15 protein-coding genes are annotated in these 18,492 nt (G+C 55.0%); 7 read left to right on the top strand and 8 right to left on the bottom strand.

Annotation, left to right across the window (positions count from 1 at the left end; translation table 11 throughout):
- The first annotated feature begins 46 nt into the window (after positions 1-46).
- From ACG98I_RS07800 to ACG98I_RS07790, 3 genes are all read left to right on the top strand, one after another.
- Positions 47-481, top strand: coding sequence for a VOC family protein (locus ACG98I_RS07800; protein WP_394719788.1), 435 nt, complete (start codon positions 47-49; stop codon positions 479-481).
- Positions 482-700: 219 nt separating this feature from the next.
- On the top strand, positions 701-2,158 hold the full coding sequence (locus ACG98I_RS07795) for an ABC transporter ATP-binding protein (protein ID WP_394719787.1): 1,458 nt from the start codon (positions 701-703) through the stop codon (positions 2,156-2,158).
- Positions 2,159-3,892, top strand: coding sequence for an ABC transporter ATP-binding protein (locus ACG98I_RS07790; protein ID WP_394719785.1), 1,734 nt, complete (start codon positions 2,159-2,161; stop codon positions 3,890-3,892). It begins immediately after the preceding gene.
- 105 nt (positions 3,893-3,997) lie between these two features.
- Here the strand turns inward: ACG98I_RS07790 and ACG98I_RS07785 are convergent, their stop codons facing one another.
- The 4 genes from ACG98I_RS07785 to ACG98I_RS07770 all read right to left on the bottom strand — a co-directional run bounded on the left by ACG98I_RS07785 (position 3,998) and on the right by ACG98I_RS07770 (position 11,239).
- Positions 3,998-4,534, bottom strand: coding sequence for a YceI family protein (locus ACG98I_RS07785; RefSeq protein WP_394719783.1), 537 nt, complete (start codon positions 4,532-4,534; stop codon positions 3,998-4,000).
- A gap of 411 nt (positions 4,535-4,945) precedes the next feature.
- Complete coding sequence (gene murJ / locus ACG98I_RS07780) at positions 4,946-8,392, bottom strand: murein biosynthesis integral membrane protein MurJ (RefSeq protein WP_394719781.1); 3,447 nt, start codon at positions 8,390-8,392, stop codon at positions 4,946-4,948.
- Positions 8,376-10,658 carry a hypothetical protein gene (locus ACG98I_RS07775; protein ID WP_394719779.1) on the bottom strand — a complete coding sequence of 761 codons (2,283 nt, stop codon included), beginning with the start codon at positions 10,656-10,658 and terminating at the stop codon, positions 8,376-8,378. Before ACG98I_RS07775 ends, murJ begins: the two co-directional genes overlap by 17 nt.
- Positions 10,655-11,239: an NUDIX hydrolase gene (locus tag ACG98I_RS07770; RefSeq protein WP_394719777.1), complete on the bottom strand. Its 585-nt coding sequence runs from the start codon at positions 11,237-11,239 to the stop codon at positions 10,655-10,657. Before ACG98I_RS07770 ends, ACG98I_RS07775 begins: the two co-directional genes overlap by 4 nt.
- A gap of 52 nt (positions 11,240-11,291) precedes the next feature.
- Here ACG98I_RS07770 and ACG98I_RS07765 point away from each other — a divergent pair, with 52 nt between their 5' ends.
- The 4 genes from ACG98I_RS07765 (at position 11,292) to ACG98I_RS07750 (ending at position 14,431) form a co-directional block, all read left to right on the top strand.
- Positions 11,292-12,704, top strand: coding sequence for a CCA tRNA nucleotidyltransferase (locus tag ACG98I_RS07765; RefSeq protein WP_394719941.1), 1,413 nt, complete (start codon positions 11,292-11,294; stop codon positions 12,702-12,704).
- A complete protein-coding gene (locus tag ACG98I_RS07760) occupies positions 12,704-13,300 on the top strand; it encodes a YqgE/AlgH family protein (RefSeq protein ID WP_394719775.1) in 597 nt (198 codons plus the stop codon). Before ACG98I_RS07765 ends, ACG98I_RS07760 begins: the two co-directional genes overlap by 1 nt.
- Positions 13,301-13,392: 92 nt before the next feature.
- A complete protein-coding gene (locus ACG98I_RS07755) occupies positions 13,393-14,106 on the top strand; it encodes an AzlC family ABC transporter permease (RefSeq protein WP_394719773.1) in 714 nt (237 codons plus the stop codon).
- A complete protein-coding gene (locus ACG98I_RS07750) occupies positions 14,099-14,431 on the top strand; it encodes a branched-chain amino acid transporter permease (protein WP_394719772.1) in 333 nt (110 codons plus the stop codon). The genes ACG98I_RS07755 and ACG98I_RS07750 overlap by 8 nt, the downstream gene beginning before the upstream one ends.
- A 312-nt stretch (positions 14,432-14,743) precedes the next feature.
- Here ACG98I_RS07750 and ACG98I_RS07745 read toward each other — a convergent pair whose 3' ends face one another.
- From ACG98I_RS07745 to adhP, 4 genes are all read right to left on the bottom strand, one after another.
- The gene (locus ACG98I_RS07745) at positions 14,744-15,055 is read right to left on the bottom strand and encodes a hypothetical protein (protein ID WP_394719770.1); all 312 of its coding nucleotides are present in this window, start codon (positions 15,053-15,055) and stop codon (positions 14,744-14,746) included.
- Between the two features lie 23 nt (positions 15,056-15,078).
- Positions 15,079-16,056: a bile acid:sodium symporter family protein gene (locus ACG98I_RS07740; RefSeq protein WP_394719939.1), complete on the bottom strand. Its 978-nt coding sequence runs from the start codon at positions 16,054-16,056 to the stop codon at positions 15,079-15,081.
- Positions 16,057-16,172: 116 nt separating this feature from the next.
- Positions 16,173-16,781 (bottom strand): hypothetical protein, encoded by a 609-nt coding sequence (locus ACG98I_RS07735; RefSeq protein ID WP_394719768.1) that lies wholly within the window; start codon positions 16,779-16,781, stop codon positions 16,173-16,175.
- 673 nt (positions 16,782-17,454) lie between these two features.
- Positions 17,455-18,492, bottom strand: coding sequence for an alcohol dehydrogenase AdhP (gene adhP / locus ACG98I_RS07730; RefSeq protein ID WP_394719767.1), 1,038 nt, complete (start codon positions 18,490-18,492; stop codon positions 17,455-17,457).

The following is an 18,492-nucleotide window of genomic DNA, read 5'->3' as shown; positions in this document are numbered from 1 at the left end:
TTATCGGCTCGCGACGGGTTGAAACACTAAATCCATGGGAGGATTCATGTCCATTAAGTCCTATACCTATATCAGCTTTCCTGGTACTGCGAAGGAAGCGTTTGAGTACTATCACTCCATTTTTGGTGGTGACCTAAATATCTTGACCTACGGCGACTTCCCCAAGGAAAATGCCGCGCAGTTCCCTTTTGAACTTGTTCCTGATGCGGTGGCTAATGCGACATTGGATTCTGAGATCGTCTCTATCGCCGGTGGTGACGCCATGGAAGAAGACTCGCCCGGTCTGGATGGCACTCCATATTCCTTGCTCTTGATCTGCTCGAATGAAGAAGAAGCCCGCGGGTACTGGGATAAGTTCACTGCCACGGGTGGTGAAGTCGTGTTGCCTTTGGAAGTAGCCCCGTGGGGCGAGCTCTATGGTCACGTCCGTGATCGCTTCGGGGTTAGCTGGGCTGTTAACGCTTCTGTCAGCCCGGCCTAGGTTTCATGCGGTGCCATGACTGTAGCACCGCTTTTTCTTTCTCCACCTCATTATTGCGAGCTGAAACTACTGTAATTGCTGATGCTTCTAGGGCGTTCTCGTACTAAAGATTGATAGCGGGTAGATTCAAAGCTTGTATGAAAAGCATGAATACTCAGCTCATGTTGGGCATGGGTAATTCACGAATCAGCATGTGATTCGTGGTGGAGAAAGGTTGCTATGGAAAAAGCAACGCGTGGCGGAACAGCGCTATTGCGGCGCACGGTGAAAAGACAGTGGAAACGCGCGGTCCTCGGCGGTATTTTCTTAAGCCTCTGGCAGCTCAGTGAGGCGCTGGTACCCATTGCTATTGGTGTCATCATTGACCGCGCAGTTCTGCCACGGGATCTGACACTGTTGGCCATTAGCCTGGTGCTATTCGCTGTGCTCTTTATTGTCCTGTCAGGGTCTTATCGTGTTGGTTCTCGTTCACTGAATGCGGCGGTGCAGCATGAATCGCATTCGCTGCGCGTGGAAGTTGCCAACCATGCGTTAACCAAGATGTCCACCAAGGACCTGGTGCCCGGTGAGGTGATGTCGCGTTCGACGGCGGACGCTGATTCCATCACGCGCATCTTCGGTCAGATTGGCACCGGAGTTTCCTCAATCACGGGCTTTGTGGCATCGGCGATCTTCTTGTTGTGGAGTGATTGGCTCGTTGGGCTTATTGTGCTGATCCTAGCTCCGGTGATTTCTTTCATCGTGGCTGGTGCTAGTCGTGGGATTTCCCAGCGCAGCTCCACGCAGCAGGCCAAGCTTGCGGCGGCAGGCGCGCAGGTTGGCGACACCATGCTGGGTTTGCGCGTCATCAAGGCCATTGGCGGCGAGCGTTGGGCCAGTACTGCTTATCGCACTGCATCACAAGAATCCGCGCAGGCTGCTATCAATACCGCTGCCGTTAAAGGCAAAGTGGCTGGTGTTGGTGAATTTGCCGTGGCCCTCAACCTAGCTGCGGTATTGCTCATGTCCGCCTGGCGTGTGAGTTCAGGGCAGCTGGAACCAGGACAGCTGGTCGCCATCGTTGGTATCGCCGTGTACCTTTCGGAGCCAATCCGCCTGTTGAGTAACTCCATGAGTGATGCCGCTGTTGCTCATGGCGCTGCGCGTCGCGTCACCGAATTCTTGAATAATAAGCCGACCGTCGAAGCATCAGCGCAGGACATCGACTTCGGCGATTCCCAATTCATCGTCGCCGATCCAGACACCTGGACCTTGCCTGAATTCCATCCGGGTGCACTGATAGTGCCGCACTCGGCAGATGTTTTTGAAGGCACGATTCGCTCGAATATCGCCATGAGTCATGACCCGGCTGCCTCTATTGATGAGGCCGTGTTGCAAGCTTCGGGTGCCACCGACATCATTGAGGCGCTTCCCCAGGGCGTGGATTCGCAGGTGCGTGACTCAGGCAGCAACCTCTCCGGTGGTCAGCGCCAGCGCTTGGTGCTTGCTCGTGCCTTGCATGCGGATCCGGAAGTACTGGTGCTGATTGATCCCACCAGCGCCGTGGATTCGGTTACCGAAGTCAGTATTGCCCAGGGGATACGTGATTTCCGTGCGGGTAAAACCACCGTGGTGCTCAGTACCTCCCCGGCGTTTATGAACGTTGCTGATCGGGTAATCCCCCAAGGAGGCGAATAAATGAGTACTGTTCTGCCCTCCGCACGCCCTGGACGTGCCTTTAAGGTAGCGCTGGCGCAACTTAAACCACATCGCCTAAAGCTCATTGGTGTCGTTATCCTCGGCCTGCTCACCGCCGTGTGTGGACTCATTGGCCCCTGGGCTGTTGGCGTTGTGGTGGATAACCTCCTGGCAGACCCAGATTTCACTGGGGTTGTCCGCTTTGCCATACTCATCATCGTTGGCGGTGCTATCGCCAGCCTGGGCACCTGGTGGGGTGAGGTGCTGCTCGCGCGTGTTTTGGAACCCGCCATCGCAGCCTTGCGTGAAGAGGTACTTGATTCGGCTCTGAGCCTTGATGCCCACACGGTCGAGCAAGCTGGCCGGGGTGATTTAGTCTCCCGCGTGGCTGATGACTCCCGGGAAGTGTCCACCGCGGCAAGCAGTGTGATGCCGATGGTCGTTCAAGCTAGCTTCACTGTCATCGTGTCGGCGATTGGGATGACCGCCGTGGACTGGCGCTTGGGTCTGGTTGGACTTATTGCCATTCCCCTCTACTGGTCCACTCTGCGCGTTTACCTGCCACGTTCGGGCCCGATGTTTACCAAGGAACGTGAAGCATTTGGTGTCCGCACCCAGCGTCTCATCGGCGCGGTGGAGGGCGCACCGACCTTGCGCGCATATCAGGCTGAACCGCTGGAGCTCAAGCGCATCGATCAAGCTTCAGGCACAGCTCGTGATATTTCGATTTCGGTCTTTAGGTTTCTCACCTGGGCTTTCTCGCGGAATAACCGCGCCGAGTGCATCACGCTCATCGCTATTTTGGGCACCGGTTTCTATCTGGTGACCCAAGATCTGGTGACCGTCGGTGCGGTCTCCACCGCCGCCTTGATCTTCCACCGGCTCTTCGGTCCGATTGGCATCCTCGTCGGTATGTTCGCTGATATTCAGTCCGCCAGTGCATCGTTGATCCGCATGGTCGGCGTCATTGACACTGCTAACGCGCAGGTCCGCGGCACGGCCGATGTGCCAAAGAGCCCAACGTTGCAGCTTGCCGATGTCTCCCACTCCTTCGAGCAAGAGCCTGTCCTCAAAGATATAAACCTTGCTATTAAACCTGGCGAGCACGTCGCAGTGGTCGGTGCAACGGGTGCCGGTAAGAGCACACTGGCGTTGATCGCAGCAAGACTCTTGCGCCCCACAGACGGTCACGTGAAATTGGCGGAGATAGATATCAATGACATTGATCCGGTGCAGCTGCGCGGCTGTATAGCAATGGTTAGTCAGGAAGTACACTGCTTCCGTGGCACGGTGCTGGATAATGTCCGCATGTCGAGGCCCGACGCTTCGGACGAAGACGTTCTGTCGGCGCTCGCTACCGTTGGGGACTCATGGATTGCCCGTCTTCCCCAGGGCGTGGAAACCGTTATCGGTGATGGTGAATTCCGCCTGACCGGAGTTGAGGCTCAGCTGCTGTCATTAGCCCGGGTGGAATTAGCTGCTCCGCACCTGGTGGTTCTTGATGAAGCCACCGCTGAGGCCGGCTCCGATCATGCACAGCTGCTGGAGCGCGCTGCTGCTGCCGTCACCAGAGACCGCGCCTCTCTCATCGTGGCTCACCGCCTCGATCAAGCAGCGCAGGCTGATCGCATCATCGTCATGGAACAAGGCGCCATCAAAGAATCCGGTACCCATGAGGAACTCCGCTCCCTCGGTGGCACCTATGAAAAGCTGTGGCAGGCGTGGTCTTCCTAAGCAACAACGCGAAGGGCCTGACACCGATGTGAATCGGAATCAGGCCCTTCGCGTATATGAAGTTATTGCAGTAACTGCTTAGTGACAGTCACTTGAGGGAAGAACTTAAGCGTTCTTGATTGCGGAACCCTCGATCTCGATGGTGATCTTCTCAGAAACCAGAACGCCGCCGGTGTTCAGTGGAGCGTTGAAGTTCAGGCCGAACTCGGTGCGGTCGATCTTGGTGGAAGCCTCGAAGCCAACGCGGGTGTTGCCGAATGGGTCCTCAGCTACGCCCTCGGTCTCAACGTCCAGGGTGACGGACTTGGTGGTCTCACGGATGGTCAGGTCACCGGTCAGGGTGCCATTGCCATTCTCGTCAACGTTGATGTCGGTTGCCTTGAAGGTCATGTCTGGGTAGGACTCGGAGTTGAAGAAGTCATCCGCACGAACGTGGCCGTCGCGGTCTTCGTTGCCGGTGTCAACGGAAGCGGTCTTAACTACTACCTCGATGTTGGAATCAGCTGGGTTCTCAGCGATTTCAATCTTTGCATCCCACTCGTTGAACTTGCCGCGAACCTTGGTGACCATTGCGTGGCGAGCAACGAAACCGATGACGGTGTGGGTTGGGTCCAGGGTGTAAGAGCCGGCGAAGTTGGTCATTGTGTACTCCTAAAGTAGTTGTTTGAGAATGTCTCAGATTTTCTGAGCATCAACCTTTGTTGACGCAACAACAATTATTATGGCATCACTTTGTTATTACGTCAACCTTTAACTAAAAATATTTTGAAATTGCAGGTCACGGAGATAAGAAAATTCTAAAATCGTTGAAAACTGCAATAACAACGGGTCAGTACATGAGCCTTTCCGGATGCCTCTCAAGGCGTGCCCCTGGCAGATTTGCTGGCTAGCTATTTTGGCCGGATGGTTCTGGCGCCCATCCTAATGGCGCCGTGTGGACTTTTCAGCGGAGGAAAGCAATTCACAGCAAACAAAAGGCCGGAGCCAAGCTGGGATTGTCATCCCTGTGCCTGACTCCGGCCTTATCAATTGTCGAGGTTGTTTCAGTCGTTTCTATTCTTCGCCGACTGCTTCCTCAGGATTATTGGTTGATGCTGGGCCGGTGATGACGCCGGTGAGTTGAACCTCGGTGATGTTGATATCGCCTTTAGATGGAAGGTCAGCAACCCAGATGATGACTGAGTCATAAGAGGTTGGGTCTTCTTCCAATTCCACCGCGGTGCGACCACGAGCCAAGGTGCCGGTGCCCAATTGGGTGAGTTCCTCAGCGTTGAATTCAGAGGCCACGAAATCAACCGCGTTGACGCCGTAGATAACAACTTCAGCGCCCGCAGAGCTTGAATGTGAGATGAGAACATCATGCAGCTGCGCGGAGTTGTCAGCGGTGACAACTATACCTACGCCGGATTCATCGGAAGTCCACTCGGTATCGGGGTCATCATCGACTGCTTCGGGGATGATCTTTCCAGTTGGAATTTCAATACCCGCAGACATCGGCAGCAAGACTGGAGGTGTAGAAATCATGGTTGGCTCGGCCTCTTCAGTGTCTTGAATCGGGGCCGGAGCAACCGGGTTAGAGCGAGATTCCTGTCCCACCAAGGACGTAATCCACGTGGTGATGAAAGCCATGAGAACCACGAATGCGATGACAGAGACACCAATGATGATCGCTGAAGAACTGGAGTAACTCCGGGCGCCGAAGCCCGCAGTTTCTTCCGGAATCTCATCCGAAGTCAGTGGCTGCTCAGTAACCGGCAGGGCCTCAATTGGCTCTTGTTCTTCTGGCTCATCAGAATCCACACCAGCGTAGGAGCGCAGACCCGCAGCCATGTCATTGAGTGAGTCTTCAGAATCCTTATCCGCTAAGTCGAGCAGGACCTGAGGGGTTGGAGTGGAGGCATCTACAAGCAGCTTCAGTGCTGACGATAGCGAAGCCTTGTCCATGTCTTGGGTTGCCTCATTAAGCACGGCCGGGAAGGCCAACACGGCAACACCATCGGTGGAAATGCGGATGCGGGAGCGGTTATCAATACCCACCACGAGGTCTTCCTCATGGGCGGTAGCTGAATCCTTGATGAGCGGTTCCAGTGCGAGAGCAACCGCGTGTGGATCCAAATTCCCGGACTCAGCAACGGTGGCCAGATCGGAGCCCTCGACCCAGTCAGCAACCACCAGGCAGCCAGATCGGTAGCCGAGGATTTCCACACCAGTTGGCATGGTGTCCAAGTTGAGCTCGGCGAGCTTACGGGTATTGCGGGACACGAGCGCGGAGCGGCGTGCTGCTTCAGCCGGTGGGGCCGGTGCCAGCGGTGCCTGCGAGGTGGTGTCCACGAAAGTCAGAGCCACGGTGCGGCCGGTGTCTTGCTCACGTGCCTGCCAGAAACGAGCGCCCGGGACGGAGCCGCAATCACGCAGCAAACGGAAGCGTCCATCAGAAACCGGAGCGCCCGGTACCAGGCGTGGGCCACGGACAATACCCGCAGACATTGGTGGCGGAACTGGCGAGGAGTTGAAAGCATCCTGGCCGAAGATTGGCTGAATCTCCACCATCTCTGGGCCCTCAACCTCGATGCCCTGATCTGTATCAACGTTGATAAACCGGTTGAGGCCAGGAATGCGCTGCAGTGCGCGGCCGAGATTGACCACCTCAGGCAGTTTGGAGCGGCCCAGCACGATCCCTGTGACAATGACGAAGACGATGCCGACAATCGCGATCATGACCAAGTACACCAACGCATGTGGGCGTGGTGGCAGCATCATGTTCATGAACCACATCAAGATACCGGCTGGAATCAGACCCACGATGGAGGCACCAACCGCCCAGTAAGTGGTGGACATGACTTCCTTGCCACCCAGGTTGCCGAGCTTGCGCCGCAGCAAGAATGCACCAATAACGGCGCCGGCAATGAAGCCGAAACCATTGGATGCGGCAAGCAGAATGACCACTCGCTCAGGGGAACCAGCCACCAGTGGAGACAGCATGGTCAGCACGACCTTGGTGAAGATGGTGCCGGCGATGATGTAGGTCGGAATCCAGGCTTCTTCACGCGCGTAGAACACACGCAGGTGCAGCAGCACCAGGGCATATGGAATCAGCGTGAAGGCTGAGAATGACAGCGTCAGGCCCAGGAGTTCCGCATCTTCTGGCGAGAAAGCGTTGTACTGGAAGAGACCGCGCGCGATAGGAATACCGAAAGCGGTCATGAAGATGACAATCGGAATCAGCGCAATAAATGTCAGCTTGGTACCCAGCGTGAGGTCACGGACCACGGCCTTAACGTCGCCCTCAGCAGCATTACGGGAGAGGCGCGGCATGATTGCGGTCAACAAGGTCACGCCGATAATGCCATAAGGAACCTGCAGCAACAGCCACGCCTGCTGGTAGGTAAAGGGCGCTGCTTCATCGGCCATCGCGCCGATACGAGAGGTAATAACGTAGCCGAATTGGGAGATGGCAACGTATGCGACAATCGCGACAGCCATGCTGCCGAATTGCTTGAGGCGCTCATCCAGGCCCCACAGTGGCTTGAGGTTGATACCGGCCTTCTTCAGCGCTGGCAGCAGAATCGCGCATTGCACGACGACACCCAAGGTGGTGCCCAGGCCCAGAAGCATCACGTGTGGATCCGTGACTGGTGAAGCCTCAGCGGGGTGCAATTGGCCTGGTACAAACTGATAGGCCAACAGCACCGAAATGGAAATGATGTTATTGACCACCGGCGCCCAGGCGGCGGGACCGAACACATTCTTTGTATTCAGCACCGCTTGGAAAAGGGCAAAGAGCCCGTAGAAGAAGATCTGCGGCAGCAGCAGATAGGCAAAACTAATCGCTTGATCTGTATTGACCTGCCCTGATTCGGGCAGCATCATTCGCGTTAACTGCGGTGCGAAAATGACCGATAATAGCGTGATACTACCCAGCAGCGTCACTGCCAGGGTGAACAGTCTTCGTACGAAGGTTTCGCCGTTATCGGCATCTTCCTTCTCCGCGCGGACTAGGACTGGAACCACCAGCGAGGTGAGGATCGCGCCTAGCACGATTTCAGTAATCAGGTTGGGCAGCTGGTTTGCTGTGGTAAACGCTGATGCGATCGCTGTACCCAGGGATGCACCGATGAGCACGTTGCGGATAAAGCCCGTGATGCGCGAAAGCAGCGTTGCTACCGCCATCGAACCGGTTGCGCGAACCACATCGCGGTCACTGGTTTGTTTAGCTGCCGTCGATTTCAGCGTGGATTTATCTTCTACGACCGGTGGTACCGGAGCTGGTTTCTTCAGCTCGGGTACTGGCGCCGGCGGAGACGGCTGCACAATTCGGCGGCGCAAGCCTACCGATGATGTTTCGGCAGATTCGGTGCCTGCGAATTCTGCGGCCGTCTCTACATCAACGGAATCTGGGTTTACAGATTCCGTTGACGGGTTTGAGCTAACAGCATTCGACCGAGAAACAGGGTGATCCTGCTTCTCTGTCGAACTCAGAGATTTAGGTTTTTCGTCCACGTTTCTTCTTCCGACTAGTCCTCACCACCACGGCGAAGACAAAGACCAATGCGGCAGCGATGGCCGCGCCATAGATGTTCACGATACCGCCTCGAGTCTGAACTGCGATGTTGACAGGCTCAGAGATCGTGGCTCCATCTTCAGTAGCAAGCCACATGGAAATGTTGGTGCGCTCCTGCCGCTCCGGCATGGAGGCGGTCAGCGAGACGGTGATGGAGCCTTCCGCAGGAATGATGATGTCCTCAGAAGTTTCGAGGCGAACAGCGTCGATGCTGTCATATTCCAGCGTTGCGTGCACCGGCAGCGGCAGTGAGTTTTCCGCCACGACCAGAAGCGGTGAGGCATCTGAGGTGCGCGTGTACACGTTGCCCGGCGGTATCAGCGTTACCGCATCACGTAGGGTGCGCAGCACGACATTATCTTCCTCCAAGCGTTGGCTGGCGGTTTCTACCGCCTCCTCATGACTATGAAGGGAATTGCGGCCAGACTGTGACAACGCGGCCAATAGGTCGCGGCGCAGCGGCAGCGTAAACCCATAACGAGTCATAGCGATATTCTCGCTATTTTCCATCATGAGGGTCAGCTCATCGGTGTAGCGTGCTTGCTGCGCGATGCGCTGAACTTCCGGATCCGTAAACGCTGCCGGGTCGCTGTAGGTGCCTTCGCCCGAGCTATTTTGCGGCAAACCAGGTTCCTGTTCGGTGGTGGTGGGATCCACATCCGTGATCGGTCGCAGGTTAGGTAACTGGCCTGCAGCCTCGAGCACTGCTTCGGCGGTCGAGGGCTCCAGATAATTCGGGAGCTTCAAAATATTCGGTTGGTTGACACGGCCCAGGGTATTAACCGGGCTGGCGTCTTCAGTGCCCGCGGGGTTATTTCCGGCGGTGTTGCTGCCATCAACTCCGGGGTCATTCGGAGTCAGGTAGACAGCTGCCGCGGCGGTGAGGTCACGGGCGTGCACAGAATCATTGGTGAAGTCATAGCGTAGCCACGGATCGGTATAGGCCGTGGTTTGTGGCAATGTGCCGGTCTGCGCCAGCAGTGCGCCCTGGGCCGCGTTGAATGTTGCGGCATTGCCTTCCCAGCCAGTGTTATCGGCCACCAATAACGGCAGCGCGCCTGCTTGCTCCGAGTAGCCCGAGGCCGGAACCACAATATCGGAAGCCACATCTTTGCCCGTGATGGAAGAGATGGTTTCCGCACCACGTTCCACGGCTTCAACTTCCAGCCAGGCGTTACTCACGCGTGAGGTGGCATTGAGATCGGAATTAGCCCACGGCATCGCGATGATGCAATCAAGATCAGAAACACGCTCCACCCAGCGTTCGGCGTCTTGGACGCCCGTGCCTGGCACACCTTCGTCATACTCATCATCACGGAACCAGGAATCGCGCAGACGCTTACGCTCCCGCACAATCGGCGGATGAGTTTGGGCAACGTTATAGCCTGCGCTCATCCGATCTACCGTGTCCAGCAAAGCCGGATCGAGCGCCACGCAGGCGCCCTCACCTAGGTCGTGGTCTTCATAAATATCTAGGAGTTCATCAAGGCGCCCGCCATCGGCAAGCTGCTCTGCGAGCGACTCATCGGTCAGCACCAACGGATTATCGCCGACCTCTCCAGGAGCAATATTGGTTTGTGCCGTGATCGGATATACCAACGTTGATGCGGCGGCATCGTCCAGCGTCATGCTGCCATCGCGTTCGGTGACGGTGAGCAAGAAACGTTCATCGGCCAGCGCCACGGGCTCGCCATCCATCGTGCCGGTCAAAGACATCATGACCGGATACACCCCAGGCGAGTTAATGGCCAGCGATGAAGCTTCCTCAACGCCAATACCGATGTCCATCGGATTCGTGGACTCCTCCCCTGGTGCCAGGGCTTCCGGGAAAATGGTGGTGCCATAATAAGGAAAATCGCCGTGCGCCAGCTCCTGCTGTGCGGCGGCAGCATCCGTGACGGCATTGCCGCGACGTGCTGTGACCTGCACATTATTAATCTCCGCGGCGGAAGTATTGTTAATACGCAAGTCGACGTCAAAGTGTTCGCCCAAGGCAACCGTGCCGGGATTGCTTTCTAACGCGAAATCCACGCGATCATCACCGCGCGCAGACGAACCCTCCCAACCGGGATGCTGCACAGCCTCCTGAGCATTCGTCACTGCCGGCATCATCAGCCCTGGTGTGAGCCCTAATGCAGCCGTCAGCGTGGCAGCGATGGACACATTGGTGATGTGGCGCAACGTGCGTGGGCGTGATTGTGTCACCGCGGGGTGGCCTTTCCTGCTGCGGCTTCCTTTCGTGCGAGATCGGGAAGTTGATCATGTGCAATACGCGCTAGCTTGCGCTCATCGGCATAAGCCAAATGCTCAATCAGCGTGGCTACTGGAATCCAGGCCACCTCAGTGACCTCTGGGTCTTCATCATTTAAGATGCCGTCAACAAAACGCAGCAAGAAATGATGCACGGTTTTGTGAATACGCACGCCATCAGAGACGAACCAATAATCAATAACACCCAGTTCTGAGAAGACCTCTCCTCGGATGCCGGTTTCTTCCCATACCTCGCGCTGTGCGGTGAGGTCTTTGGGCTCACCGTTTTCCACGTGCCCTTTCGGCATCGACCACAATAGGCGGCCACGGCGGTCTAACCTGCCAATCAGCGCCACATAGATACGGGTCAGATCTACCTCGCCGTTTTCATCGACTGCCTCAGCTAATCCGGATACCACTAAGCCACCCGCGGAGGTTTCATCGCGGGTTACCATTTTATTTGTCGAGCGCTGCTGGCGTTGCGGCCTTTGCGCTGGGCGGCGTTTGCGCCGCTTCCGGTTAGCGTGGTTAGTCATCCCTGCTTATCGTAGTAGACTTCTAACCGTGGATTTACAGGACACTCAGCTAATGGGGCTTCTTGCTCGCGCAGACACGACCGTTGCAGGCTTAAGTGATCTTTTATCCGGTCTCGTTAAAGAGTTCTCTAATCGCGGCCATTCTCTTTATTTGGTTGGCGGTTCAGTCCGTGATGCCGTGTTGGGGCGTTTGGGCAATGATCTGGATTTCACCACGGATGCTCGTCCCCAGGTAGTGCATGAGATTTTGGATTCCTGGGCTGAGAAGACGTGGGATACCGGCATTGAATTCGGTACGGTTTCGGCTGTTTATAAGGGACAGCAAATTGAAATCACCACGTTCCGCGCCGATCTTTATGATGGCGATAGCCGCAACCCCGAGGTCACTTTTGGCGATACGCTTGCCGAAGACCTCATTCGCCGCGATTTCAAAGCCAATGCCATGGCGATTGAGCTGCGTGCCGATGGCACACGTGAATTCCATGACCCGATGGAGGGGCTCAAGGACTTAGAGCAGCGCATCATGGATACTCCAGCTGCACCGGAATTATCTTTCCGTGATGATCCGCTGCGCATGCTGCGCGCTGCTCGGTTTGTCTCCCAGTTGGAGTTCGGGGTCAGTGATCGCGTCCGTCAAGCGATGACTGAGATGGCGGAAGAGATTCGCCGTATTACGGTTGAACGTATCCAGGTCGAGCTGGATAAGCTGATCTTGGGTCGAGCTCCCTGGGATGGCATTGACTTGCTGGTGGAAACCGGTTTGGCAGAGATTGTCTTCCCTGAGATTCCAGCAATGGCGATGGCTCCTGATGAGCATGCGCAGCACAAGGATGTGTACGCGCACTCTTTGACCGTGCTGCGTCAAGCAATGGACCAGGAAGACGACGGCCCGGATTTGGTGCTGCGTTGGGCGGCATTGCTGCATGACATCGGCAAGCCGGATACCCGTGATACGACGGACGGCAAGGTGAGCTTCCACCAGCATGAAGTAGTGGGTGCGAAGCTGGCCCGTCGCCGCATGCGCCAATTGAAGTACCCGAAGGCCACCACCCAAGATGTTTCCGAGCTGGTGCGCCTGCACATGCGTTTTCATGGGTTCGGGGAAGGTCAGTGGACTGATTCGGCTGTGCGCCGCTACGTCAATGATGCGGGTGACTTGCTGCCGCGTCTGCACAAGCTGGTGCGCGCGGATTGCACGACCCGCAATGAGCGCAAAGCGCGAAGGCTGCAACGTACCTATGATCATCTAGAAGACCGCATTGCTGACATTCAAGAGAAGGAAGGCATTGCTGCGGTCCGCCCAGATTTAGATGGCAATGAAATCATGGAGATTTTAGATCTCAAGCCCGGTCCTGATGTTGGTAAAGCGTGGGCCTTTATGAAAGAACTGCGCCTTGAGCACGGCCCGCTGGATCGAGACGTTGCTATTGCGAAGTTACAAGAGTGGTGGGAGTCTAGACAGTAATGTACGCCGATAGATTATTTAACGCCCTTGAGCGTAATGAACCAGCGCCCGGTCAGTTGTTGATCTCTGCCCCTGGGGCTCCCTCACCATCGTTCTCACGCTCAGTGGTTCTCATAGTGGATCACTCCCCCGCGATGAGCTTCGGCGTCGTTCTGACTTCCCGAAGTGATGTCGCGGTCTTTAATGTCCTGCCGGATTGGCTGCCTGTTGTGGCTAAGCCACAGGCGCTCTACATTGGTGGCCCACTCAATCAGCAATCCGTGGTGGGTTTGGCCATGACCAAAACGGGCGTGGATATTGATTCCCACCCGCAACTCAACCGCTTGGCTCCGCGTTTGGCGCACGTGGATATGCGTGCGGATCCAGAAGACCTCGCCGATTATGTTAATGGCCTGCGGCTGTTCGCCGGCTATGCCGAGTGGGGCCCGGGTCAGCTCGATAATGAAATTGAGCGCGGCGATTGGTTTGTCACCCCGGCACTGCCCCAGGACGTGATTACCCCGGGTTCCGCTGACTTGTGGGGTGATGTGATGCGCCGCCAGGACATGCCGCTTCCGCTATACGCGACCTTCCCTGAGGACCTCGATTCAAACTAGGACCAAACTAGTTAAACCTCCATGTTGTGGGCTTATTTTCCTTCTGGAATCTAAGCCCACTATTTTAGTTTTGTGCTGATAAGGTATCCCTCATGCAAAGTGAGGAAATAAAGAAGGGGATCAAAGATTCCTGGGCGGTTGGCCTGGGTCTTATCCCCTTGGGGTTGGCTTTTGGCCTCCTGATGGTGCAGACAGGTTTCGATTGGTGGTGGACACCAATTTTCTCCGTTGTCATTTACGCGGGTTCGATGGAGTTTCTGGCCATTCCCATGGTGCTGTCCGGCACCAGCGTCACCGCCTCAATTGTCACTGCGTTCATGGTGAATTTCCGCCACCTCTTCTATGGGCTCACCTTTCCCCGCCACCGCATTGATTCTTCTGCAGGTAAGGTCTATTCCACCTATGCGCTAACTGATGAGTCCTATGCCATTGTCTCTGCCCTGCCCCGTGATGAGCAGTTATCTGGTCCTCGGATTCTAGCGATTCAGATTCTCTGCCAAGCAGCCTGGGTCGGCGGCGGCATTGTGGGCGCTTTAGCGGGTCAGATTGTTCCATCAGGTCTTCAGGGTCTGGAGTTCGCTCTTGTTGCCCTCTTTGTTGTCTTGGCGGTGGATTCATTTAAGAACTACCCAGACTTTTCTCTTCCGCTTTCTGCCGGTCTCCTCGGCATTGTGGCAGCGGTCTTCTTCCCTAATCAGATTTTGATGGTCGCACTTTCTGCATACCTCGTGGTGCTTCTCATTCGCTTCTATTCCCCAAGAATCGATCAGAAGATGGAATGGCGGAAGGGAGGAACAAATGCCTAATGGCGTAACTCCCGGCATGGTCTTCGCTGTGCTCATCCCCATGTTCGTTGTCACCGTTGCACTGCGCGCACTGCCATTTAGCTTGTTGAAGTACCTCAAGGGCAGTGAGTTCATGTCTGTGCTCGGCCGCACCATGCCTGTGGGCGTGATGACCGTCCTCGTGGTCTACACCTGGTACGGCCAGCTGGAGATGCCCGGCGGTTCCCTATCGGTGGCAATCGCTGTGGCGATTACCCTGTTGCTACACCTGTGGCGCCGCGATACCGGATTGTCCATTGTGGGCGGCACTGTCGCCTACATCATTCTGGTGAATGTGGTCTTTTAGGAGTCGCCTAAAGAACATAAAACTGATTATGCCCTTCTATGTTTCACGTGAAACATAGAAGGGCATTTTTGGTATTCAGTTTTGTTCCTGGTTGCTCTTTTCCAGCTGTTGTCGGATCTTCTTGAGTTCGAAATAGATTCCATTGATTCGGTTTCCGAACCACACCAGGATGAGGAGCCCGGCAAGCAGAGGAATAATAGATACCAGAGTGCCGAGCATTTTTACCTTTCAGCTGGCCATACAACGTCAGGAATCTATGCTACAGAGTGCTCCAGAATGAAACAATGAACATTCATTCCCACTTTTGAATGGCTAGAGGTTGGGGAAGATTGCTTGGGCTTCGGTCCAGAGGCCGTCAAACTCGGCCTGATCGATGTAAGTGGCATCGATATCTGGGAACTGGTCATACGTGGATGGGTGTGGAACTTGCTTGGTTGGCATATCGATATTGCCCTCGCGAACATCGCCGTGTGCAGCGCCCACGATGGAATTATTAGGGTCGAGGGCGATGAGTCGAATCATTTCGCACATCTGGCTATTGAGTTCTTTTAGCTCAGCGATGTGGATTGCCATGCCAGCGCCAGGAACCGAGAGAGTGGTGCGTACGTAGTGAATTGTTTCCATGGTGTTTTAGTCTATCTAAAGGGTTACGATGCGTTCTGGTCCGTCGCCTCACGTCCATAGCGTGCTGCCAGCCAAGAACAGATCATTAGCTGTACTTGGTGGTAAATCATCAATGGCAAGATGATTAAGCCCAGTGGTGTCGCACCTGATGCGAACATGACTGATGCCATGGGCAGGCCTGTTGCCAGGGACTTCTTTGAACCACAGAATTCAGACGCGATACGGTCGCCACGGTCGAATCCCAACTTATCGCTAATGAATCGGGTCAGCATCAGCATGACTACGACGAGGACGGCGGAGAAGACGATAAGGAAGATGACTTCCCACACTTTGATCTGGCTCCATACACCAGCCACAATGCCGGAAGAAAAGGCTGAATACACCACCATCGCAATTGATCCACGGTCAACAACCTTGGTGCCCTTATTGGCCGCAAAGTCTTTTACCCACCTGCGCAGTAGCTGACCCAAGATGAATGGCAGCAGGAGCTGCAAAGCGATTTCACCAAAGACTGAGGCATCAATATGGATGCCATCGCTGGCTCCCATCAGCAACATCACGAGCACCGGGGTGGCGAAGACGCCCACCAAGTTTGATACGGACGCCGAGACGATAGCGCCAGCGACATTGCCGCCCGCAATCGAGGTAAATGCCACCGATGATTGCACTGTGGATGGCACCAGGGTGAGGAAGAGAATACCTAAGTAAATGTCTTCTGAGACCACCAGTGTTAGTGGCCGCAGCAATAGGCCGACGATGGGATAAAGCACAAACGTAAACGCCAAAATGGTTAAATGCAGCTTCCAGTGCTTTAGCCCATCCAGTGCCTGCTGCGTTGAGAGCCTTGCGCCATAAAGAAAGAACAGCACCGCAATAGCGATACTGGTTAGCGTTGAGAACACATCTGCAAATGTTCCCCTCGCGGGTGCGATGATAGCGATGATCACCGCGAGGATAATCAGGACAATAAGAGGGTCAACCTTTTTCAAGCGCTCAAGCATGAGTGCTAGTTTACGCACTAGCTGTGTTTTGTCCTCAGATTAAATAACTCCCCGTCACATTCGTAGGTGAGATGCACAAGTAACGGGGAGCGAATAAATGAGCAGTCTATGCCCTATTAGCTATTTTGAAGCTCGATGCTCAGATCGCGGGTTGGGATACCGTCATCTTCACCGCGGTCATGGTCAACTTCCACATTGCCAATTACGGTTTCTTGGTCTTCAGATGCTTCTAATGCCCAAGTTTCAATCTCATCCCAGGATGCACCGCCGAAGTCCCAATCACCAAAGGCTGTTCCGACGTCCGAAAGGATGGTCTCAAAGTGCTGATCCAGGTCATTGTTGCCTTGAACTTCTACATCGACCGAATCATTATCTACATCGATGTCATAAATGATTGCGCCGTCTGTCTTCTGGCAGTCATCGTCATCATCACAGGTATAGCCCAAGCCTTCTAATTCACCCTTTAGAGCGGCTTCATCAAAGCGGCGGGAGCCATTGTTAGCTCCCGAGGCATTCTCGGAAATAGATTCTGCTGAATCATCCGTAGCAGTCTGTTCAGCGGTGCTCTCCCCCGCTGCACCACCATCGGCATCATCGGTGGTTGGCTCAGTAGTCGTTTGAGTGGTGTCATCCTCCACTACGGCGTCATTAGGCGCTTCCGAAGAGCAGGACGCGAGCGTGAGTGCGGATACGGCTAGTGCTGTAATGGCTGCAGATTTATTCATGCCTCCTATTCTTCCTGATTGCTCGCTCTATGTCTTGTCAAATTTTGAATGCTCAGGCAATTGGCAGCTACTTACCGTTGTGCATAGAGGTTCAGCACGCCTATTCATCGAGATCCCTTTCCCAAGAGCACTACTGTTGCACAAGGGGTCTACTGGTGTAGTGTTAGAGGAAATCTCTTTAAGTTCCCGGCGTGTCAATGACTTTTTGTGATCGAAATTCGCTAGGAGCGCCACGGCGGTAAAGATCGTTTCGACAAAGATGATTACCCTCCACGACTGCGGATCTACCACATGGTAGACGATCGCCTTAATTGATTACATCAACTATATCTTCGCTCAATAGATACTTAGTAGATTTTCAAGATGGTCAGCCAAATAAATTAACGGCTGGGGCTAATCTTGGGTTGTGTCCATTGAATATTGTTCGGGACAGGTTAGACGAACCGAAAAATCTACAATTTCGACTTCCTTAAGCGAGGTCGGCACTACACATTGATTAACGTCACAGTGACGTTAGTGTGCGCGAATCACTCCCCTACTTCCAAACTAGATTTTGAATGGAAATGTGGGCGTGGGAGTCCAGAGTTGCATACAGAAGGGCCACTCCCGGTGTGACGGCTTGTGGGAGTGGCCCTTCGCTGTGATTACTTAAGTGCAATCGTGGAGAGCGGACTTAGTAGCGGATTGCGATACGGCCGTCGATCTTTCCATTGCGCATGCGTTCAAATACGTCATTGACATCATCGAGTGAGCATTCCGCAACGGTGGGCTTGACCAGACCGCGTGCAAGGAAGTCGAGGGCCTCTGCCATGTCCTGGCGGGTGCCCACCAGGGAGCCGCGGATAGTCAGACCCTTGAATACGATGTTGAAGACGGATGCAGGGAACTCTCCTGGAGGCAGGCCATTGAACACGATGGTGCCGGCGCTGCGGGCCATCGCCAATGCCTGACCGAATGCTGCCTCATGAACAGCGGTGACCACGATGGCATGAGCGCCGCCATCGGTGTAGTTCTGAACGGCTTCGCCTGGATCGTCATTCGCCGCGTTCACGGTGAATTCAGCTCCCAGTTTGCTTGCGAGTTCGAGCTTTTCGTCTGCGATGTCCACCGCAATGACGCGCAGGCCCATGGCCTTGGCATACTGAACAGCAATGTGGCCCAAACCGCCGATACCCGAAATGACAACGAACTGACCCGGACGGGCTTCGGAAGACTTTAGAGCCTTGTAGACTGTCACACCTGCACAGAGAATCGGAGCAGCTTCCAGGTAGTCAACGCCTTCCGGTATGCGTGCAGCGTAGCGGGTGTCAACGAGCATGTATTGTCCAAAAGAACCATTGGCGGTGTATCCACCGTATTCAGCATCTGGGCAGTGGGTCTCGCGACCGGTGATGCAGAATTCGCAGGTGCCACATGCCGACCAAAGCCAAGCATTACCCACGATGTCACCAACTGCGACGTCATGCTCGCCTGGGCCGAGCTTAATCACCTCGCCCACTCCCTCATGGCCTGGCACGAATGGAGGCTCGGGTTTAACGGGCCAGTCCCCCTCCAGTGCGTGGAGATCGGTGTGGCAGATACCGGAAGTTAGCACCTTCACTAGTGCTTGGTTTGGCCCGGGTTCAGGGAGGTCGATGTCTTTGATTGTTACGTCGTTGCCAAATTTTTCAACAACGGCGGCGGTAAATTGTTCGGGTGCGGCAGTGGTCAT

Source organism: Corynebacterium sp. L4757 (assembly GCF_043673995.1).
Taxonomy (GTDB): domain Bacteria; phylum Actinomycetota; class Actinomycetes; order Mycobacteriales; family Mycobacteriaceae; genus Corynebacterium.
Note: the sequence above shows the minus strand (reverse complement) of the source record. Positions and strands in the feature narration are given on the sequence as shown.